The organism is Plantactinospora sp. BC1 (genome assembly GCF_003030345.1).
Taxonomy (GTDB): domain Bacteria; phylum Actinomycetota; class Actinomycetes; order Mycobacteriales; family Micromonosporaceae; genus Plantactinospora.
The window spans coordinates 2,664,558-2,685,498 of sequence record NZ_CP028158.1 but is presented as its reverse complement, the minus strand read 5'-3'; the positions used below and the strand labels follow the sequence as shown (position 1 = coordinate 2,685,498).

Sequence of the window (20,941 nt, the reverse complement as noted above, 5' to 3'; positions counted from 1 at the left end):
GCTCCTCGGCGGCTACCCTCGGCGGGATGTCGAGCGAGCAGCCGGTCGTCGCCGTACTGGGCCGGGGGGTGGTGCCGGCCGGCGAGCCGGTGGTCCGGGCCGACGACCGGGGCGTACTCCGGGGTGACGGGCTCTTCGAGACGATGCACGTCCGGGCCGGCCGCCCCTGGCTGGTCCGGGAGCACCTGGCCCGGCTGACCCGCTCGGCGGCGGCACTGGAGCTGCCACTGCCGCACCCCGACGAACTGCGCGGCCTGCTCGACACCGCCTGCGCCGGCTGGCCGGTCGACACCGAGGGGGCGCTGCGGCTGGTCTGCACCCGGGGACCGGAGGGCGGCACCGAACCGACCGTCTACGCCACCCTCTCCCGGGTGCCGGCCGCCGCCCGGCGGGCCCGGCGGGACGGCATCCGGGTCGCGACCCTGCCGCTCGGGATCGCCGCCGACGCCCGCAACGACCGGCCGTGGCTGCTCGGCGGGCTCAAAACCACGTCGTACGGGCTGAGCGAGGCCGCCCGGCGCTGGGCCGCCGGCAACGGCGTGGACGACGTGCTCTGGACCTCGACCGACGGGTGCGCCCTGGAGGGGCCGACCGCCAACCTGGTCTGGCTGACCGGCGGGGAACTGCGCACCGTGCCGGCGGAGCAGACCGGGATCCTGCCCGGGGTGACCGCCGACCGGCTGCTCCGGCACGCCGCCGAGCTGGGCTGGCCGGTGGCCCACCGGCTGGTCACCCCCGCCGGGCTGCGGGCGGCCGACGGGGTCTGGTTCACCTCGTCGGTACGCGGCCTCGCCGAGGTCCGCGAACTCGACGGGGTGCCGCTGGCCGCCTCGCCGCACACCGCCGTACTCGCCGACCTGCTCGGCTACCCCGTCCCGCCGCGCTGAGCGGTTGCTATCAGCCGCCGACCCGGACCAGCCGGGCGGAGAGGTGCGGGGAGAGCGGATGCCCGACCGCGGCCATCTCCTGGGCGTAGAGCAGCGCCCCCTCGACGATGCCGAAGAGCCGGTGCCCGGCGGTGACCTCCTTGGCGGTCGCGCTCCGCACCACCGCGTCGGTGGCGATCTCCACCCGGGTGCCGGTGACCTTGCCGAGGTGCAGCTCCATGATCCCGGTCGGGGTGGTGAGCAGGACCTCCAGCTCGTCGGTGCCCCGGCCGTCGGCGTCGAGTACGGCCCGCCACCAGCCCACCTCGCGACCGGCGGGCCGGACCGGCCGGCTCTGCTCGTCCAGGATCCAGGCCCGCGACTCGTAGTAGAGGAACGGCCGCCCGTCATGGGTGATCCGGATCTCCTGGGCGTAGTCGAAGTCCTCGATGCTCGGGAATCCGCCCCGGCCCCGTCCGCGCCAGAGCCCGACGTACGGCAGCAGGCCGAGCAGCGCCGGGTGCAGGTCCGGCCCCTTGCGCAGGTCGTACGTCTCCTCGTACGGGTACGGGTCGACCGGCGGCGCGTTCAGCCACGGCGGCGGCTCAATGGGGTTGTCGCTCAAACCCGGCTCACTCCTCGCACTCACCAACGTCCTCTCGAAATTCTCACTGCCAGGTACACCAGGTAACCGGCGAGCGCGCCGAAGCCCGCGACCAGCAGGCTGACGAACCCAATCTCGGTAACCATGACGGGTAGATCCTATGCTGGCGGCATGGCTCGTACCCTGGTCGTCAAGGTCACCGCCGGTTCGGATTCGCCGGAGCGCTGCGCGCAGGCGTTCACCGTGGCCGCCACGGCGGTCGCCTCCGGGGTCGACGTGTCGCTCTGGCTGACCGGCGAGTCGAGCTGGTTCGCGCTGCCCGGCCGGGCCGAGGAGTTCGAGTTGCCGCACTCGGCACCGCTGGCCGAGCTGCTGCACGTGATCCTGAGCAGTGGCCGGGTCACGGTCTGCACCCAGTGCGCCGCCCGCCGGGAGATCGGCGAGTCCGACCTGCTGCCCGGGGTACGCATCGCCGGGGCGGCGGTCTTCGTCGAGGAGGCGATGGCCGACGGCGCCCAGGCGCTGGTCTACTAGTCCAGTTCCTTGTCTTTGAGGGTTGATCGGGTAACCCGGTGCTTCCAGGCATCTCCAAGCCGGCGATCTCCTGACGTCGGGTGGGAGCGGGGTGGGATACTCGCCGGGGAGACTGTCGAGCTGCCCCGCTTGTGCGCCCACCCTCCCGGCCTGCCCGAACCCCGGCCTGCCCGAACCCCGCCCTGCCCGAACCCCGCCCTGCCCGAACCCCGGCCTCCCCGGCCGGTCGACGGCGAACCGCAGCACGCCGTCGGCAACCCCGGCCTCCGCGCCCCGCCTGTGCACCCAGCTCGACAGTCTCCGCGCCGACCACCCCCGCTCCCCCGCCGGCCGCTCCTGTGACTGCCGGCTGTCCGGACGGCGGATCACCGAGACGATCGCAAGGGCCGGAAGACAACTCACCAAGAGATGCCCAGACCAGAGGGTTACCGGACCAACCTTCAAAGACGAGCCACTAGACGGCGCCCAGGCGCCGGTCTACTGGTCGCGCTGCCGCCGCACCGGTCAGCCGGCGCAGCCGTGGCTGACGGCGATCCGGATCCGGCCCTCGCCGCTCTCCACCACCACGCTGACCGGGCCGCTGCGGTAGGCGTACAGCTCGGTGGTGTCGGCGACCACGACGGCGCCGGCCGGCCGGGACAGCACGGCGCTCGGCGGACCGGGCGGGGTTCCCCGGCCGGCGGCGTGTGTGGTCCAGGTGGTGCCCTGGCCGGGGCAGCGCGCGGCGGCCAACTCGACCGGGGTCGGGTCGGTCGCGCCGAGCGCGCCGAGCAGCCGGTGCGGGTCCGGGTCGGCCGGCGGCAGCGGCGGGACGGTCCGGTCGTCCGGGTCGCCCGAAATCGGTCGGCAGCCGGTCCGGGCGGTCAACTCGACCAGTCCGGGGCCGGCCTGACCGCCCTCTACGGCCACGAACTCGCCCGCGTCGGCGCGTAGGGTGTGCCGGCTCCCGTCGGCACTGTGCCGGACCCCGGCCCGGTACGCCGCCGGCAACCGGTCCGCGATCCGGTCCAGCAGCGCGGGTACGTCCGCGTCCGGCGCGTGCACCACGACCGTCGCGTCCAGCGACGCGCCGTCCCGGACGACGGTCAGTTCGCAGTCCTCGGGTGCCCGCCCGGCGGCGATCTCGACGGCGACGTCCGGGCCGGCCGCCGCGACGAGTTCACCGAGGGCCCGGTCCAGCACGGGTTCGGCCTGCTCGATGCTGCGCTGCTCCGGCACGGTCGGCTCGTCGCGGTAGACCGAGACGACGGTGAGCACCAGCAGCAGCACCGCCCAGCCCACCAGGCCGACGAGCAGCCAGCGCCGCTGCCGGGGCGGGGCGGGAGGGTCCGGCTGACCGGGCCAGGCCGGTGCCGGGGCGTCGAGGCTCACGCCCGCCATGGTGGCACGACGCCGCCGGGACGTCGGCACCGAGCCGACAACGCGGGGCGGGTCAGTGTCCGGGAGCCAGCCGGTAGCCGACGCCGCGTACGGTCTGCACCTGCGGACCGCCCTCGACGGCGCGCAGCTTGCGGCGCAGTCGTTTCACCGCCGAGTGCAGGATGGCGGTGTCGCCGAGGTAGGCGCCGCCCCAGACCGACCCGAAGAGCCGCTCGTACGTCCACACCCCGAGGGGTGCGCTGGCCAGCCGGGCCAGCAGTTCACGTTCCAGCCGGGTCAGTGCCAGTGGCTCGCCGCGCCAGGTGACCAGGTGCCCGCCCGGGTCGACGGAGAGGTCGCCGAGGTTCACCGGGCCCGGTCCGGAATCCGTCGCGTTGCCGACCATCGGAAACAGCATTGCCCGCAACTCGGACAGGTCCGAGCAGATCACGACGGTGCCGAAGTCGTCGAGCCGTCGGACCACCCGCTCCCGCACGGCGACGTCCGTGGACACGCACACGACGAGCGGGACCTCTCCGTTTGCCACCTCGCTCCACTCCTCCCCCGTCGGCTGCGGGCCCTAGCCAAACGGGTTTGACCGGGCGCGTCAACAGCGACGCTAACCGATGTAAGGCATTAGGCTCACTCCTGACCGAGATACGCCCAGTTACTGCCTAGATACTGGCCGACATCGAGCATTGATCACCACCCCTGGCGAGCAAGAGCATTACTCCAAGCCAATGTGGGGGGCGCAGTCCGTAAGCAAACGTCGGAGTACGCGTGCCGGCAGCCCGGACACCCGGGGCTGGGAAGTGGCTCCCGAGACCACTCGGGAGGCCGAAGAGTGGGGGAGGAACCATGCCGCACCGATCCGGACGGAGCCGGGCTGACCGGCCAAGACGCTGGCGTTTGTTGGTCGGCGCGACCGTCGTGCTGCTCGGCGTCACCGCACAGCCCGCGCTCGCCACGGCGGCCGGTCCCGAGGCGGAGGTGAGCCGGGAACTACTCGCCGAACTCGCCGCCGAGGGCAGCACCACGTTCAACGTCTACCTGCGGGAACGCGCCGAGCTGAGCGGAGCGGCGAAGCTGGCCGACGCCGACGACCGGGCCGGCGCCGTCTACCGGACCCTCACCGCCACCGCCGAGCGCAGCCAGCGCGACCTCCGCGCCGAACTGGACAAACGAGGCACGACGTATCGGTCGTACTGGATCGCGAACATGCTGCGGGTGCAGGGCGACCGGGCCCTGCTCGACGCGATCGCGGCCCGGGACGACGTGCAGAGCATCGAACCGAGTCGTACCTACGAACTGATCAAACCTGAGCCGTTCCGGGCCACCACCGACGCCGGTACCGACGCGGTCGAGTGGAACGTCGCCAACATCGAGGCGCCCCGGGTCTGGTCCGAGTTCGACACCCGGGGCGAGGACGTGGTCGTCGCCAACATCGACAGCGGCGTGCTCTTCGACCACCCGGCGCTGCTCAACTCCTACCGGGGCAACACCGGCAGCGGTTTCGACCACGACTACAACTGGTTCGACCCCGCCGAGGTCTGCGCCAACCCGGCGCCGTGCGACAACAACGGCCACGGCACGCACACCATGGGCACCATGGTCGGCGACGACGGTGCCGGCAACCAGATCGGCGTGGCACCCGGCGCCCGGTGGATCGCCGCCAAGGGCTGCGAGACCAACAACTGCTCCGACGCCTCGCTGCTCGCCGCCGGCCAGTGGGTGCTCGCCCCGACCGACCTGAAGGGGCAGAACCCCCGGCCGGACCTGCGCCCGGACATCGTCAACAACTCCTGGGGCGGCGGTCGCGGCGACGAGTGGTACAAGCAGGTCGTGGTCTCCTGGCGGGCCGCCGGCATCTTCCCCAGCTTCTCCGCCGGCAACGACGGACCGGGCTGCAACACCACCGAGAACCCCGGCGACTACCCGCTGACCTACGCGACCGGGTCCTACGACGGCAACAACACCATCTCCAGCTTCTCCGGCCGGGGAACGTCCAGCATCGACGGCTCGGTCAAGCCGAACATCGCCGCGCCGGGCAGCAACATCCGGTCCAGCCTCTCCAGCGGTGGCTACGGGGTGGGCAGCGGCACCTCGATGGCGGCACCGCACGTCTCCGCCACCGTCGCGCTGGTCTGGTCGGCGGCACCCGGGCTGCGGGGCAACATCCCGGCCACCGAGCGGCTGCTCGACGACACCGCCACCGACGTCGACGCGCTGGGCTGCGGCGGCACCGTCGACGACAACAACACCTTCGGCGAGGGCCGGCTGAACGCGTACCAGGCGGTCCAGGCGGCACCGCGCGGCGACACGGGCCGGGTCACCGGCACCGTCAGCAACGCCAGCACCGGGGAGCCGGTCGCCGGTGCCGAGGTACGCAGCGGCGCGTTCAACACCGTCACCGACGCGGACGGCCGGTACTCCCTGGTGCTGCCGGTCGGCACCCACGAACTGACCGCCTCCGGGTACGGCTTCAACCCCGGCACCGCCACCGTGACGCTGGCCCCGGGCCAGGTGCTCACCCAGAACTTCGCCCTCGCCACGGCCCGGATGGTCACCGTCGCCGGCAAGGTCACCGACGGCTCCGGGCACGGCTGGCCGCTGTACGCGAAGATCGAGGTCTCCGGCCGGCCCGGCGGCCCGGTCTTCACCAACCCGGTGACCGGCGCCTACTCCTTCACCGTCCCCGGCAGCGCCAGCTACCGGCTCGACACCACGGTCGTCTACCCCGGCTACCGGCCGGTCAGCACCGAGGTGGCGGTCGGTACCGGCTCGAAGACCGTCAACATCGCCGCCACCGTACTGCCGGCCTGCACCGCCGCCGGTTACACGGCCGGGTTCAGCGACCCGCTGCTGACGGAGAGCTTCGACGGCACCTCGACGCCGGCCGGCTGGTCGGTGGTGAACCGCACGGACTCCGGCGGCTGGAGCTTCGACGACCCGGCCGGCCGGACCAACCTGACCGGCGGCACCGGCAACTTCGCGATCGTCGACAGTGACGCGCTGGGCAGCGGCAACACCCAGGACACCGACCTGGTCACGCCGCCGCTGGACCTCTCGGCGACGGCCGCGCCGCTGCTGCGGTTCAACAGCGACTGGCGGGCGGTCGGGGTCAGCGACACCGCCGACGTCGACGTCTCCACCGACGGCGGTACGACCTGGACCAACGTCTGGCACCAGACGGTCAGCCGGCGCGGCCCACGGGTCGAGGAGGTACCGCTGGACCGGGCGGCCGGTGCGGCGAACGCCCAGGTGCGGTTCCGCTTCAACGGCACCTTCGCCTGGTGGTGGCAGGTCGACAACGTCGCGCTGGTCAACCGGACCTGCACCCCGAAGCCGGGCGGCCTGGTCGCCGGCTTCACCACCGACGCCAACACCGGCGACCCGGTCAACGGTGTCACGGTGGTCAGCGGCAACCAGCCGGCCGACCGGGGCGTGTCGGCGGCGACACCGGACGACCCGAACATCCCGGACGGCTTCTACTGGCTCTACTCCAGCCTGACCGGGACGCAGCCGTTCACCGCCAGCCTGTCGCCGTACCGGGGACTCACCAAGCAGGTGACGGTGACGCCGGACGCCACCCGGCGGGCCGACTTCGCGCTCAAGGCGGCCCGGCTGACGGTCACCCCGAAGGCCCTGGAGCTGCACCAGCCGTACGGCAGCACCCGGAACGTCACCCTGACGGTCACCAACACCGGCAACGCGCCGGCCACCGTGCAGGCGCTGGAACGGGCGGCCCGGTTCAGCCAGCTCTCGGCGAAGGGCGCCGAGCTGGTGGAGTACCGGATGAAGGGGCTGAGCCAGAGTCGCACCGGAACCGCCTACGGGCCCGGCACCGGGACGGCGGCCGCGGCGCCGCTGGTCGACGAGGCGTGGACCCGGGTGGCGAACCTCCCGGCGGCGGTCTACGACAACTCGGCGGTGACCCTTGACGGCAAGGTCTACTCGATCGGTGGCGGCGCCGACACCGGCAACGAGCGCAAGAGCTGGGTCTACGACCCGGCGACCAACGTCTGGACGGCGCTGCCGGACCTGCCGACCGCGCGGTCGAAGCCGGCGGTCGCCGCCCTGAACGGCCGGATCTACGCGATCGGCGGCTGGGGCGACGGTGACGCCCCGGTGGAGACGGTCGACATGTTCAACCCGGCCACCGGGACCTGGAGCACCCTGCCCGGGGTCACCAACCCGGCGCCCCGGGCGGCGGCCGCGTTCGCGACCAGCGGCGGCAAGCTCTACGTCATCGGCGGCTGCGGCGACAACGAGTGCTCGGTCGACACCGCGGACGTGACGGTCTTCGACCCGCTGACCGGCAGGTTCGACACCGCGGCCGACTATCCGCAGGGCTCCTCCTGGATGTCCTGCGGCGGCATCGGCGGTCGGGTCTACTGCGCCGGTGGCGTCGGCGCGGCCGAGTTCAAGAACGGCTACGTCTACGACCCGGCGACGAACGCCTGGTCCCCGCTGCCCGACATGCCGCTCGACCTCTGGGGCTCGCAGTACGCGGCGGCCGGCGGCATGCTGGTGCTGGCCGGGGGCGCCACCGCGGCCTCGACCACGTTGACCAACCGGACGATCGGGTACGACCCGGTGGCCGGTGCCTGGGTGAACCTGCCGAACGCGCAGTTCGCCCGCTATCGGGGCGCCGGTGTCTGCGGGGCGTACAAGGTCGGTGGTTCGCCGAGTTCGTTCGTCGGGTCGGCCGAGAGCGAGCGGCTCGGCGGGCTGGAGGCGTGTCTGGAGGACGGCGGGGCGTCCTGGCTGAGCAGTACGCCGGCCAGCTTCACCCTGGCCGCCGGTGCGTCCCGGACCATCACGGTCAGCCTGACCGCCACCGCGGCGGCCGGGGTCGCCCAGCCCGGCACCTACACCGCCGAACTCGGCCTGGTGACCGACAGCCCCTATCCGGTACCGGTGGTCGGGGTGGAGATGAACGTCTCCCCGCCCGGCAGTTGGGGCAAGCTCCAGGGCACGGTGATCGGCCGGACCTGTGGCGGCGTCGAGGTGCCGTTGGCGGCGACGGTCCGGGCCAACCTGGTCGGCGATCCGGCCACCGGCTACACCCTGCCGGCGAGCAGCCAGGGCGGCTACTCCTGGTGGCTGGCGAAGGGCCGGTACGACGTCATCGCCGCCAAGGACGGCTGGGTGCCGCAGGTGAAGCGGCAGCAGATCCAGCCCAGCCTGGTCACCACCCTCGATTTCACCCTGGAGCCGGTGAACCCGTGCCCGGCCCGGCTGGGCGGGATCTGACCGGCGGCTCGGCCGGGGTGCCGATCCGGCGGTGACTGTCGAGCGGCGGTGCCCACCGTTCCCGTACGGGGACGGTGGGCACCGCCCCTGCCGTCGGGCGCCCGGCCGGTACCGGGTGCGGGTGATCCGATGTGCCGAAAGCGTTGACAGTGCGGCCGTACCCGTTGGTAACCTGCCGGGCGTGATCGACGAGGCCGGATCGGTACCGCCGCAGCACGTCCTCTGTGTGCTCGGCGCGGGGCTGGACCTCGACGTGGTGGCCCGACTCGCGGCCGAGATCGGTGGCCCGGAGTGCGGCCTCGACTCCGAGTACTCCCGTCCGGAGCCCGACCCGAGGATGGCCGCCTCGTTCCGCTCCTCGCTGACCGGCCGCAGTTTCACCGAGGCGGACCGGCGGGCGGTCAAGGAGCACGACACGGTGGCGTACCTGCTCTCGCCGCCCGTGACCCGGCAGACCGCGATCGAGGTGTCCCGGCGGATGCTGGCGTTGACCGCCGCGCTGCTCCGGGCCGGCGCCACCGCGGTACGCAACGAGAGCAGCGGCCTGGCACACGGCCGCGACCGCTGGCTCGACCTCGCCGACCGGGCCGCCGCCGCGACCGACGAGGCGACCCTGGCGGTGGTGCTGCACCGGGCCTGGGTGAAGCGGCCGATCACCGACGGCGTGGCGGTCTACAGCTGCGGCATGCACCTGCTCGGCGCCCCGGACGTCGAACTGCGCGCCGGGCAGCCGACCGGGCCGGCCGAGGTCGACGAGCAGGTACGCCTGCTCGACGCCCTGGCCCGCTACCTGCTGACCGAGCCGGCGGGCCGACGGATCCGCGACGGTGAGACGTTCGCGCTCGCCGCCGACGCACCGCACTGGATGCTCGGCCGCCGCGACTGTGCCCGCTACGACCCGGACGACCTCTACCGCAACCCGTACGGCTACTGGTGCCTGACTCCCGGCTGAAGAGCGACAGTGACCGGCGCTGCTCCCTAGGATGCAGGAATGGCGACCCGTCCCCCGGTACCCCCGTTCACCCGTGAGACCGCCGCGCAGAAGGTGCGGATGGCCGAGGATGCCTGGAACGGCCGGGATCCGGAGAAGGTGGCGCAGGCGTACACCCCGGATTCCCGGTGGCGCAACCGGGCCGAGTTCATCAACGGGCGGGACGAGATCGTCGCGTTCCTCCGGCGCAAGTGGGCCAGGGAGCTGGAGTACCGCCTGATCAAGGAGCTCTGGGCCACCGAGGGGAACCGGATCGCCGTACGGTTCGCGTACGAGTTCCACGACGACTCCGGGAACTGGTTCCGGTCGTACGGGAACGAGAACTGGGAGTTCGACGAGAACGGGCTGATGCGGGTCCGGCTGGCCAGCATCAACGACCTGCCGATCGCCGAGTCGGAGCGGAAGTACCACTGGCCGCTCGGGCGTCGCCCCGACGACCACCCGGGGCTGAGCGACCTCGGCCTCTGACGACCCCCCTGCTCACAGTCAGTCCTCGGTTCGTACGCCCTCCTCCGGCGGGTCGTCGGAACCGCCCTTCTCGAAGAAGAGCGACACGTCCTCGAACCGGGAGCCGACGAAGAAGCAGAGGCCGAGGATCACTCCGGCCGGCAGCACCGTCCCCGGCCCGCCGGTCGAGGTGTCCAGCCCGAAGAGGCCCTGCAACCGGGGAAGCACGGCGAGCAGCAGCACGTTGACCAGTACCCCCGTCAACAGCCAGCGCAGCTTGACCCAGCCACCGGTCCGCCCCGAGAGCCAGCCGGAGTAGCCGGTGCCGGTGCCCAGCCAGTCCAGTCCGGCGTTGACGACGTAGACCGCGACCAGCGGCACCGCCCAGCTCCAGAACCCGCCGTCGAAGTCGAATCCGTCCATCAGCGGGGTCAGCAGCGCGAGTGCGGCCGTCGGCAGTACCGCGACGGGACTGAAGGTCAGGCTCAGTCGCCAACTTCTCCCGGCCATCCGCGTCCCTCCTGAGTGGAGCACGGCCGGCGCCCGGGCCGGGCGCCGGCACGGCGGCGCACGGCCATTGTCGCAGGGCCGAACCGGAAAGTGGGCTTGCGGATCTACCTGGATCGATGCACTGAGCTTCCCGCGCCCGTCGCGGTCACCGCCGCCCGGCTAGGCGCGGAGCTGACTCAGCGCCGCATCGGCCACCGAGGCCGCCGACAGCCGCTTCGACCCGTCGATGACGGCCTGCCAGTTGGGATAGTCCACCGGGGTGCCCCAACTCCAGAGCCCCACGTCGTAGACGGTGTAGCTGCCGACCGTCTCCGACCAGTGCGGCGGCTCGGGCGCGGGCTTGCAGGAATACCAGGCGTCGACCCAGGACGGGTTCGGATTCATCTGCCAGTACTCCTCCGACACGTTCGGCGTCGCCTGGCAGTACGGGGTGAACCGCTGCTGTACCCGCTCGAAGGCGCCGATCAGCAGGTTCTTCAGTTCGGTGGTGCTGAACCGGGCCTGGGCCCGGGCCACCAGCGCGATCGGGCCGACGGTGCCGAGCGCGATGCCGAGCTGGTTCTTGGCGGTGAGGGTGGCGACCGAACCCCAGAGGCTGTTGATCAGCGTGACGCAGGAGGTGACGTCCTGTGCCCAGCGCTGCTTGAGGCTGAGCGAGAACTCCTCGATGTCGGCGAACTCCAGCAGGTGGTGCTCGGCACAGGCCCGCGCCTCGGCGGTGGCGAGGCCGTCCAGGTGGGCGATGATGGTGTTCCGGGTGTTGCCGATCTCGACGATGATCCGGCTGGTCGCCTCCTCGATCGTCATCCCGCCATCTTCCGAACTGTTGAAATAGCTGTACGCCTGTAGCGCGAACTGGGCCACCGCGACGATCGTGGCCGGGTCCGTCGCCTGCGCCGGCCGTGCCGCGCCCGGCACCGCAACGGCGGTCGCCACCACCGCCGCGGTGGTCATCCTCAGCAGTCTCCGCTTCATCCCGCCTGGTCTCATTCCGTCTCGCCCCATCCCGTCTCGCCTCGTGTCGCCTGATCGACGCCGCGACGGCGTCACGGGCACGCTAGTGACGGCCGCTGGACGCGGACTGGACTCGGACTGGACCGGGCAGCATCCCGTCCCCTTCCGGTCGGCGATCCAGTGAATCTCCAGTACGGGTCCAGTCGGATCGGAGAGTCTGCCGGCACCAGGGTGAGAGGAGACAACCCATGAAAGCCAGACTGCTGCGCGGGTTCGCCGCGACAGCCCTCGCGCTCGCCGTCATGCTGCCCGGGACCACCCAGCCGGCACACGCCGATCCCGACGACACCACCAACACCTCACTGCTCGACATGCTCGACCTCGCCCTCAACCTGCTCGGCCGGGCCGGCGACGGCAACGTGTCACCGGCGGAGCTGGCCGCGATGACCCAGGACGTCATCAACGCGCTCAACCAGGCCGAGTCGGCGGTGATCGCCCACCTCGACGCCATCGCCGTGGCCGACATCCGCGACGACGCCACCGCCGCCGTCATCGAGTTCGAGGACATCAACAACTTCGCCGACGAGACGCTGGAGGACTGGGCCCAGGAGGTCACCCACGACGCGGTACGGGCCAGCAGCTATCTCGACGCGGTCTCCGGCAAGAAGGCGATCGACGACGTCGGGTACGCGGTCGTCACGCTCTTCCCGATCGCGATGGTGGCCCGGGCCCGAGCCGGCTTCGGCACGACGAACCTGCGTACCCAGTACCGGGCCGCGTTGCAGAAGGTCGTGGACAAGCTCGCGCCGAGCTGCCAGTACTCGAATCCGGAGCCGAACGCCGTCCCGCTGATCCGCTCCTACACCTGCACCGTCTACGGCAACCACACCGCGACCCAGTTGGAGCAGTACTGGCTCGGCGAGTGGCAGTTGGGCCCGATCGACCCGGCGGCCGTCGAAGCCGCGTCGTACGCCAACACCAGCCGCGCGGTGGCGATCGAGTCACTGCGGCAGTTGCCGTAGCCGTTCCGGTGCGGTCGGTGTCCGGGGCGCGGGCGGTGCGAACCGCCCGCGCCCTGCGGGCGCCCACCGAGGCCGCCGCCGGCCCACGCCGACTCACCCCGGTCAGGGGCAATCCGACGTACGCTGCATCTCGCAGGCGAGGGAGAGGGGGGCCGAGGTGGCCGGGACGACACTGACCGGGACGACGGTCGCCGAGGTGATGGCCGAACTGGCCGCGCTCGAGGACCCGAAGATGCGCGAGGTGAACGAGAAACACGGTGACGATCACGGTGTGAACCTCGGCAAGCTGCGCGCGGTCGCGAAGCGGCTGAAGACGCAGCAGGACCTCGCGCGCCAGCTCTGGCAAACCGGTGACACCGCGGCGCGGCTGCTGGCGCTGCTGATCTGCCGCCCGAAGGCGTTCGAGCGGGACGAGTTGGACACCATGTTGCGCGAGGCGCGTACCCCCAAGGTGCACGACTGGCTGGTTAACTACGTGGTGAAGAAGAGCCCGCACTCCGAGGAGCTGCGCCTGGCGTGGTTCGCCGATCCTGATCCGGTGGTCGCGAGCGCCGGCTGGGCGCTGACCAGCGAACGCGTCGTCAAGAAGCCCGAGGGCCTCGATCTCGCGGGACTGCTCGACATCATCGAGGCGGAGATGAAGGACGCCCCGGATCGCCTCCAGTGGGCGATGAACCACTGCCTCGCCCAGATCGGCATCGAGCACCCCGAGCACCGCGCCCGCGCCCTCGCCATCGGCGAGCGCCTGGAGGTGCTGAAGGACTATCCGACTCCCCCGGGCTGCACGTCCCCGTACGCGCCCATCTGGATCAACGAAATGGTCCGCCGCCAGCACGACAAGTAGGAAGCTGCCACTGCGGTCAGGGCTTGCGTGCAGCGTCAGGTCACCGGCTCCTCCGCTAGGGTGATCAAATGCAGTTGGTTCCACACAGTCCGATCGACGGGGTCTACCCGGCCACCGAGGATTATGTGCACGCCATGGAGGTGCGGGGCGCCGAGCGGCTGCTGTTCGTGGCCGGCACCATGGGTTTGGACGCCAACGGCAGACCGGGCGCCGACCTCGCCGAGCAACTCGACCTGATCTGGTCGAACATCCGCGCCATCCTCTCCTCGGCCGACATGACGGTCGACAACATCGTCCGGCTCACCAGCTACCTGCGCGACGCCTCGTATTCGGAAGCCAACGCGGCGGCGCGAGTCGCGGCGCTCGGCGGCCGGGTCGTACCGACCACCGCGATCGTCGCCGAGACGCTGGTCAGCGAGTGGCTGGTCGAAATCGAGGTCGTCGCGGCGGGTTGAGCCGCCCTGCCGCCGGTTAAGCCCGACGGCCGCTACGCCTTGGATTTCGCGTTGGCGGCTGAACTCGTCCGTTCTACAGTCCTGGCGTGAGTACCGAAGTGACCTTCCTCGCGCTGTGGGAGCCGGCTTGGTACAACCTCGACCAGTCGTTGAAGGTCGGCCGGCAGGATCGCTTCGCCTTCTACCACGGCTCTGTCCTGCCCGGTTACGACCTGGTCTTCGCCAACGACCTGGGTACCAACTGGGACTATCGCTCCGCGACCGTGGAGCTGATCGAACACCCCGAATTCGGGCTTCTCGACGAGGTCGACGCGACGGAATTCGGCCAGTACACCTTCCGACTCCAGGACGGGCGGTGGATAATCATCGAAGCCGAGGAGGGCCCCGGAAAGGTCAACGCCGCCAGCCCGGACTTTCCAGTCGACGTCTCCGACCCGGGTCGGGCAGACAACTTGGACTGGACCCTTGTGGCAGTCCTCTCCGGAGTCAGGAACGCGAACCAAGGTCGAAGCCGGTAGGGCGGGTAGCGGCCACCCGATCGCGATGTCTGTCACGTTGTTCCCGGCCGCACCGGCTCGCCCTCCGTCGGCCCGTCGGTGGTCGTCGTCGTACGCGACGACAGCGCCTCAGCGATGGCGGTGAACTCGCGTAGGGCTGCCTCCAGATCCTCCACGATCTCCTGGGCGATCACCTCCGGTGGCAGCAACGCGTCGGCGTCCTCCAGCGAGGCGTCCTTGAGCCAGGTGATGTCGAGGTTGACCTTGTCGCGGGCAATCAGTTCGTCGTATCCGAAGGGCCGGAACCGTTCGGTCTCGACCCGCTCGGCACGGTCCTTGCCGGGCAGGTAGCAGTCGACGAAGTCCTGGAGATGGTCACGACGCAGCGGGTTCTGCTTGAGCGTGAAGTGCTGGTTGGTGCGGAAGTCGTAGACCCAGAGCTTGGTGGTCCACGGCTCTTCGCGGGCGCGCTTGCGCTCGAAGAAGAGCACGTTGGCCTTGACCCCGCCGGCATAGAAGATGCCGGTGGGAAGCCGGAGCAGGGTGTGCAGGTCGTACTGCTTGAGCAGCCGGCGTCGGATCACCTCGCCCGCGCCGCCCTCGAAGAGGACGTTGTCCGGCAGCACGACGGCGGCCCGGCCGTCGATCTCCAGCAGCGAGGCGATGTGCTGGACGAAGTTGAGCTGCTTGTTGGCGGTGGTGGCCCAGAAGTCGTCGCGTTCGATCTCCCGCTCCTCGCGGGTCGCCCGGCCGTCCTCGCCGACCATCCGGATCGAGGAGCTGCGCCCGAACGGCGGGTTGGCGAGCACCAGGCTGGCCCGCCGATCCGGCTTCTTGCCGAGCGCGTCCCGCACCTCGATCAGCGACGGTCCGTTGGGGGTGCCGATGCCGTGCAGCAGCATGTTCATCGCCGCCAGCCGGGCGGTGCCGTCAACCAGCTCGGTGCCGCTGATCGCGCCGTTGGCAAGCCGGCGCCGCTGGTCGGGCATCAGCGCGGCGCCGTGGTGGCGCATGATGTGCTCGTACGCGGCGAGCAGGAAGCCGCCGGTGCCGCAGGCCGGGTCGGTGATCGTGTCATCCGGGGTCGGCAACATGCAGTCGACCATCGCGGCGGTCAGGGCGCGCGGCGTGAAGTATTGCCCGGCGCCGGACTTGGTGTCCTCGGCGCCCTTGGCGAGCAACTCCTCGTAGGCGTCACCCTTGACGTCGACACCCGCCTGCGACCACTTCTCCTTGTCGATCAGGTCAACGATCAGCCGCTTCAGCTTCGCCGGATCCTGGATCTTGTTCTGCGCCTTCCGGAAGATGGTGCCGAGGGTGCCGGGCTCGTGCGCCAGCCCGGTCAGGATCTTCCGGTACTGCACCTCCAGGTCGTCGCCGTCGGCGTCCAGCAGCGTCTGCCAGCTCAGCTCGTCGGGGACGATCTGCTCCCGCTTGATCGACCGGTTGGCCCGCTCGTCGGCCATCTTCAGGAACAGCAGGAAGGTCAACTGCTCGACGTAGTCGATTGTTGACACGCCATCGTCGCGCAGCACGTCGCAGTAATTCCAGAGCTTCTGCACCAGCCGGCGCGAATCAACGTTGCTCACAGCGGCAGCTCTCCCTGCTGGTAGTCGCGGCCGATCACCCTGGTCGGCGGCGCCGGCTTATCTTTCTGGGTACGGCGTCCGCGCGCCGCCCGCTGCTTAGGCGGTACGGCCGCCCGCTCAGCCCTGATCCGCGCTAACAACTCCGACGCGGGCTCGTCGTTCGGATCCTGCGGTACGAGCCGACCGGCGAACGCAGTTGCCAGGAGAGATGCCTTCAGCCCGTCAGCTTTACGACGCGCAGATCCAATAGCCTTCTCCATCCCGTCCAACAATGACAGGTACCGCTCGGCCAATTGGACCAGGTGCGGCTGCTCGGCCAACGGCGGGACGGGGACGGGGAATTCTTTCATCTTACGCAAGCTAATCGAGGCGAGATTGACACTCTGGAGGCCGTTAACCTCGAACCATCGTCGCCCGAACCCGTTTGCATGCCACGCTAGCAACTTGGGATGAAGGACCCTCTCGTAGATCCGGGCGCGGAATACATGGTTCTGATGGATGCAGCCGGGCACCTGATCCTCCCAAATCCAGCCTCGGCCAAGCTTGTCCCGATCGCCGCCCTCATTGAGAAGCACGTCCCCAGGCTGAAGCCGCAATTGCTCAGCCTTTTGTGGCGCCACCCGGAGATGCGCTACGTCGGTAAGATCCAGGTGGGCCCGTTGCACGTTCGCAACCCGGAGGTACGGAACCTCGACGAAGCTCGGATCGGATTGCCGCTTGCTGTCCTTCGTGACTCCACCCACAACGTCAGCGATCTCCCGCAGGCGCAGCCATTTCCATGCTTTGGGAATCGGCGGCAGCTCGCCATCATCAACGCCGGCTGGGGCGGGACGGCAGGCCGTCACGCGATCGGAGCGCAGGCCGAGCTGACCGGTACTCGCAGCGAGCATAACTTGATCACGAAATCGGTTGATGCGGACGGTAAGCGCAGATAGCTGCGCAACCCCCGAATCAAAAACCGATAGATAATCTTCGAGAATGGCCACAATGCGACGCTGCTCGGCAAGCGGAGGCAGCGGCACCGGGAACTCTTTGATCTTGGAGAGACTGATTGAGGCCAGGTTGACGCTCTGAAGACCATTTCGCTGGAACCAGCGTTGACCAAATTCATTCGCATGCCAAGCCAGGAGCTTTGGATGGAGGACGCCACCCCGAACGCGAGCCCGGAATACATGATTCTGATGGATACAGACAGGAAGCTGACCGTCCCAGATCCAGCCACGTCCCAATTTGTCACGATCGCCACCTTCGTTGAGGAGAACGTCGCCTTGCAACAGCTGAAGACTGCGAGCCTTCTCCTCAGGCACCCGAATCGTGGCCACATTCGTGAGGTCCAGATAACCTCGCTGAACGTTGGCTACCCGCAGATAGGGAACTTCAACGAAGCTTGGATCGGACTGCCGCTTACTGTCCTTGGTGACACCCCCCACGACGTCGGCAATCTCGCCGAGAGTCGACCATAGCCAGGTCGAAGGGATTTCGAACGGAGCGCTCACGCCGACAGCTCCTGGTTGAGTTCGGTGATCAGAGGGGCGGCTCGGGTACCGAAGGCGTTCACGTACCCGTCGACGCCGCCGCGCTCGGTGAACGGAGCGCCGTCCAGGTCCTCGGGGGTGAGTTCCACGCTGACCGCTATCACGTCCTTGATCCTCTCCAGCCACCACACCTGGTCGGCTGTGAACGTAGCCCCACCCTGTTGCTGCTGGTGCAGCCACCCTCGGAAGCGCTCCTCGACCAGCGACCGGTACGGCTTCAACTCCCGATCAATCCCCAATTCATACCTGACAAGCGAGATCAGGTCGGTGATGCTCCGGTTGCCGGGCTCCGCCGCCGTACGCCCCAACAGCACGTACGCCTGCCAGAGCTTGTCCGGGGTCCACGCCTGCGGGGGTCGGGCGATCCGGGCCGCCAACTCCTTGAGCTGGTCGAAGCCGACCCGTCCCTTCCCCTCGTAGAAGAGCTGCAACGCGGTGATCTCGTCCTTGTGGTGCTCCAGGTAGTCGTGCCAGCTCCGCACGGTGACCTGTGCCCGCTCCTCCAGCGGTACGCCACGGGCCTCCAACAGGGTGTCGACGTTGCCCTCGTCGATGACGATGTCGTGTGCCCGCCGGATCTCCATGATCCGCTCCCGCAGCTCCGGCTTGGCGGCGAGAGGCCGCAACGCGGTCGCCATCAGCCCGCGTACCGCCTCCGGGCCGGCCTGACGGGCGGCGTTCAACTGCTCCGGCGCCACCGCGTCGACCAGGCCGCGCACGATCTCGGTCATCGGCTGGCCCGCCAACTCGTCCAGCTCGCGCTTCTCGTCCTCGCTGAGCTGCTGGTTGAGCCGCGACAGCCGGGACGCGAGCGTAGCCACCTCGTCCGGAGTGGCACTGAGCCGTCCGGCCTTGCCGAGCAGTTGGCTCAGCGACACCTGCCGCTCCGAGTGGCGCTCCAGCGGTACGGCCTCGTCCAACTCGGCATCCGTCACTCCGACCGCGTCGACGATGACGAACCGATCTTTCACCTCGGCGTCCTCGGTGACCGCCTGGAACTCGGCCGGGTCGATCGTCCGGGCGCCCCGCCCCTTCATCTGCTCGAAGTACGTGGCGCTGCGCACCGGGCGGAGGAAGAAGACGCACTCCAGCGGCCGTACGTCCGTACCGGTGGCGATCATGTCGACGGTGACCGCGATCCGCAGCTCAGGGCTGTTTCGGAACGCCTGGATCAGGTCGTCCGGGTTGTTCCCCTCCCGCCGGGAGGCGTACGTGATCTTCTGCGCGAATTCGTTGCCCTTGGCGAAGACCTCCCGCACCATCTTGACGATCTCCTCGGCATGGTTGTCGTCCCGCGCGAAGATCAGCGTCTTCGGCACCTTCGACCGCCCTGGGAAGATCTCGGTGAACAGCCGATCCCGGAAGGTTTCCAACACCAACCGGAGCTGTCCCCGGGAGATGACGGACCGCCCGACCTGGCCGCCCTCGTACGCGAAATCGTCCTCCAGTTCCTGGTAGCGCTCGGCCCGGGTCCGCCGGTCCCGCAGCGGCACCACCGTGCCGGCGTCGATCCGCTCACCGGCCTCGGTGATGTGGGTCTTGATCCGGTACACGTCGAAGTTGACGTTGACGCCGTCCGCGACCGCCTGCTCGTAGGTGTATTCCGAGACAAGGTTCTGCTGGAAGAAGCCCAGCGTCTGCTTCACCGGGGTCGCGGTCAGCCCGACCATGAACGCGTCGAAGTATTCGAGCACCGCGCGCCACTTGCCGTAGATCGAGCGATGGCACTCGTCCACCACGATCAGGTCGAACGTCTCTGGCGGGATCTCCGGGTTGTAGCCCACCTCGGCCGGCTCGTCCAGGTCGTAGTCGTCGTACGCCTGGTCGTCCAGGTCGACGTCGGGCAGTTCGCGCCCGCACAGCGCCCCGTAGAGGCGCTGGATGGTGGAGATGACGACCTTGGACGAGCCGAGCATTCCGGCCCCGGAGAGCCGGTCGACGTTGTACAGCTCGGTGAACTTCCGCCCGTCCCCCGGCGTCTGGTAGGCCGCGTACTCCCGGAGGGTCTGCTTGCCGAGGTTGTTGCGGTCGACCAGGAAGAGGATCCGGTTCGCCCGCGCGTGCTTGAACAGCCGGTAGCTGCCGGTCACGGCGGTGAAGGTCTTGCCCGCGCCGGTCGCCATCTGGATCAGCGAACGGAGCCGGTCCTCCGACAGCGACCGCTCCAGGCCCCGGATCGCGTCGACCTGCGCCGGCCGCAGGCCAGCGCCGTCGAGCGCCGGCATCCGCCGCAGCCGCGCCCGCAGCGTCGGCGTCGCCGGGTCGTCGTCGGCCTCCCGCATCCACCGCGCCACTGTCTCGGGCCGGTGGAAGGCAAAAACCTCCCGGGTACGCGGAGACGGGTCCAACCCGTTCACGAACGCCGTCTCGGTGCCGGTGGCCAGGTAGCCGAAGGGCAGCGGCGCGTCCCGCCGCCACGCCCGCATCCGCTGTTCGGCGGTCAGCCCGCCACGGTAGCGGTCGAGCTGCGCCTCCGCGCCCCGAGGTGCGGTGCCCTCCCGCTTCGCCTCGATGACGCCGACGAGCTGCTGGTCGACGTACAACAGATAGTCGGCCCGGCCGGTCGCGAGGGTGACTTCGCGGACGGCCACGCCCTGCCCGGCGAAGAGGTTGAGCTGGTTCTCGTTCTGGACGACCCAACCGGCCGCCGTCAACTGGCGGTCGATCTCCTCCCGGGTCTGCAACTCGTTGAGCGGCTCCCGCGATGCCCGGCGGGCTCGGGAGATGAACTCCTCCCGCTTGGCCGCCGAAACCTTGACCGGCTTGGCGTTGTCGAACTCGCGCTGCGCGTGCTCGGCCTGCGCCTCCAGCGTGGCCACCAGGTCGACGGTCGTCTCGCGGCGCGCGTCCGCCTCCCGCACCGCCTGATCCGCCGCCGCGACCGCGTCCGCCTTGGCAACAGCCAGCGACGGCTTGCCGACCAGCAACAGCTTCGTCTGTGCCAACTCCTCTTTGTAGCGCCGAAGCTCGGCGTGCAGCCCGTCCACCACCGTCTGCGGGACCTGCTGCGGCGGCGGGCTCGGCGGTACGAACCCGATCGGCGTACGGTCCCCGGTCAGCGCACGGTGGAACCACACGCCGAGTTCGAAGCTGGTACGCAGCAGCACGAGAGCGTCGCGGACCTCTCCCAGGTGATCGTGTACCGCCTTGTTGCCGACCTTTCGCAGCCGGTCGAAGGCGGCGGAGATGTGCGGCACCAGTGCGCCACTGGCGTTGAGCGCCTGCACCTGGTGGTAAAAACTGCTGCTCACCGGCTGCGCACCAGTCCGGCGTACCAGTTCCCGAGCCATCACCTCGCCGAAGGCACGGGTCTTGAACATCGCCGACTGAGCGTCCACATAGATCAGTGACTCGGCGCCGGCGCCGTACCAGAGCAGCAGTGGGTGCGGCTGCAAGAAGCCGAAGTTGGCAGACTGCTCCGCCAGTTTGCGTATGTACCGAGGATCCATGAGTCCCACTCGCTCCGTAGCCGTCGGCG

18 protein-coding genes are annotated in these 20,941 nt (G+C 69.9%); 9 read left to right on the top strand and 9 right to left on the bottom strand.

Features of this window, described 5'->3' with window-relative positions; genetic code table 11:
• Window positions 1-26: 26 nt before the first annotated feature.
• Complete coding sequence (locus tag C6361_RS11360) at window positions 27-887, top strand: aminotransferase class IV (RefSeq protein WP_107267716.1); 861 nt, start codon at window positions 27-29, stop codon at window positions 885-887.
• Window positions 888-897: 10 nt separating this feature from the next.
• Here C6361_RS11360 and C6361_RS11355 read toward each other — a convergent pair whose 3' ends face one another.
• Window positions 898-1,491 carry an FABP family protein gene (locus C6361_RS11355; protein WP_107267715.1) on the bottom strand — a complete coding sequence of 198 codons (594 nt, stop codon included), beginning with the start codon at window positions 1,489-1,491 and terminating at the stop codon, window positions 898-900.
• Window positions 1,492-1,511: 20 nt separating this feature from the next.
• The gene (gene mtfM, locus C6361_RS38985) at window positions 1,512-1,616 is read right to left on the bottom strand and encodes a small membrane protein MtfM (RefSeq protein WP_278065698.1); all 105 of its coding nucleotides are present in this window, start codon (window positions 1,614-1,616) and stop codon (window positions 1,512-1,514) included.
• 25 nt (window positions 1,617-1,641) lie between these two features.
• Between mtfM and C6361_RS11350 the strand changes: the two genes are divergently transcribed.
• Complete coding sequence (locus C6361_RS11350) at window positions 1,642-2,004, top strand: DsrE family protein (RefSeq protein ID WP_101369368.1); 363 nt, start codon at window positions 1,642-1,644, stop codon at window positions 2,002-2,004.
• A 504-nt stretch (window positions 2,005-2,508) separates the two neighbouring features.
• On the opposite strand, the gene C6361_RS11345 is transcribed toward C6361_RS11350, so the two are convergent.
• Both C6361_RS11345 and C6361_RS11340 read right to left on the bottom strand, forming a co-directional pair.
• On the bottom strand, window positions 2,509-3,375 hold the full coding sequence (locus C6361_RS11345) for a hypothetical protein (protein WP_369931377.1): 867 nt from the start codon (window positions 3,373-3,375) through the stop codon (window positions 2,509-2,511).
• A gap of 61 nt (window positions 3,376-3,436) precedes the next feature.
• Window positions 3,437-3,910, bottom strand: coding sequence for a winged helix-turn-helix domain-containing protein (locus C6361_RS11340; protein WP_107257577.1), 474 nt, complete (start codon window positions 3,908-3,910; stop codon window positions 3,437-3,439).
• A 311-nt stretch (window positions 3,911-4,221) separates the two neighbouring features.
• Between C6361_RS11340 and C6361_RS11335 the strand changes: the two genes are divergently transcribed.
• The 3 genes from C6361_RS11335 (at window position 4,222) to C6361_RS11325 (ending at window position 10,078) form a co-directional block, all read left to right on the top strand.
• Window positions 4,222-8,619 (top strand): S8 family serine peptidase, encoded by a 4,398-nt coding sequence (locus C6361_RS11335; RefSeq protein ID WP_107267713.1) that lies wholly within the window; start codon window positions 4,222-4,224, stop codon window positions 8,617-8,619.
• Between the two features lie 181 nt (window positions 8,620-8,800).
• Complete coding sequence (locus tag C6361_RS11330) at window positions 8,801-9,571, top strand: hypothetical protein (RefSeq protein WP_107267712.1); 771 nt, start codon at window positions 8,801-8,803, stop codon at window positions 9,569-9,571.
• Between the two features lie 39 nt (window positions 9,572-9,610).
• The gene (locus C6361_RS11325) at window positions 9,611-10,078 is read left to right on the top strand and encodes a nuclear transport factor 2 family protein (RefSeq protein ID WP_107267711.1); all 468 of its coding nucleotides are present in this window, start codon (window positions 9,611-9,613) and stop codon (window positions 10,076-10,078) included.
• A gap of 18 nt (window positions 10,079-10,096) precedes the next feature.
• Here the strand turns inward: C6361_RS11325 and C6361_RS11320 are convergent, their stop codons facing one another.
• Window positions 10,097-10,567 (bottom strand): hypothetical protein, encoded by a 471-nt coding sequence (locus C6361_RS11320; RefSeq protein ID WP_107267710.1) that lies wholly within the window; start codon window positions 10,565-10,567, stop codon window positions 10,097-10,099.
• A 159-nt stretch (window positions 10,568-10,726) separates the two neighbouring features.
• A complete protein-coding gene (locus tag C6361_RS11315) occupies window positions 10,727-11,521 on the bottom strand; it encodes a hypothetical protein (protein WP_107257572.1) in 795 nt (264 codons plus the stop codon).
• 248 nt (window positions 11,522-11,769) lie between these two features.
• On the opposite strand from C6361_RS11315, the gene C6361_RS11310 reads away from it, so the two are divergent.
• The 4 genes from C6361_RS11310 (at window position 11,770) to C6361_RS11295 (ending at window position 14,360) form a co-directional block, all read left to right on the top strand.
• On the top strand, window positions 11,770-12,543 hold the full coding sequence (locus tag C6361_RS11310) for a hypothetical protein (protein WP_107267708.1): 774 nt from the start codon (window positions 11,770-11,772) through the stop codon (window positions 12,541-12,543).
• Between the two features lie 199 nt (window positions 12,544-12,742).
• Complete coding sequence (locus C6361_RS11305; protein WP_199853469.1) at window positions 12,743-13,387, top strand: DNA alkylation repair protein; 645 nt, start codon at window positions 12,743-12,745, stop codon at window positions 13,385-13,387.
• 68 nt (window positions 13,388-13,455) lie between these two features.
• Complete coding sequence (locus tag C6361_RS11300; protein WP_107267706.1) at window positions 13,456-13,842, top strand: RidA family protein; 387 nt, start codon at window positions 13,456-13,458, stop codon at window positions 13,840-13,842.
• Between the two features lie 86 nt (window positions 13,843-13,928).
• The gene (locus tag C6361_RS11295; protein WP_159079292.1) at window positions 13,929-14,360 is read left to right on the top strand and encodes a hypothetical protein; all 432 of its coding nucleotides are present in this window, start codon (window positions 13,929-13,931) and stop codon (window positions 14,358-14,360) included.
• 32 nt (window positions 14,361-14,392) lie between these two features.
• On the opposite strand, the gene C6361_RS11290 is transcribed toward C6361_RS11295, so the two are convergent.
• From C6361_RS11290 to C6361_RS11280, 3 genes are read right to left on the bottom strand one after another with little or no spacing between them, the layout of a single operon-like run.
• Window positions 14,393-15,928 carry a class I SAM-dependent DNA methyltransferase gene (locus tag C6361_RS11290; RefSeq protein ID WP_107267704.1) on the bottom strand — a complete coding sequence of 512 codons (1,536 nt, stop codon included), beginning with the start codon at window positions 15,926-15,928 and terminating at the stop codon, window positions 14,393-14,395.
• Window positions 15,925-17,424 carry a restriction endonuclease subunit S gene (locus C6361_RS11285; RefSeq protein ID WP_107267703.1) on the bottom strand — a complete coding sequence of 500 codons (1,500 nt, stop codon included), beginning with the start codon at window positions 17,422-17,424 and terminating at the stop codon, window positions 15,925-15,927. Before C6361_RS11285 ends, C6361_RS11290 begins: the two co-directional genes overlap by 4 nt.
• Window positions 17,421-20,912 carry a DEAD/DEAH box helicase family protein gene (locus C6361_RS11280; protein WP_107267702.1) on the bottom strand — a complete coding sequence of 1,164 codons (3,492 nt, stop codon included), beginning with the start codon at window positions 20,910-20,912 and terminating at the stop codon, window positions 17,421-17,423. The genes C6361_RS11285 and C6361_RS11280 overlap by 4 nt, the downstream gene beginning before the upstream one ends.
• Window positions 20,913-20,941 lie beyond the last annotated feature (29 nt).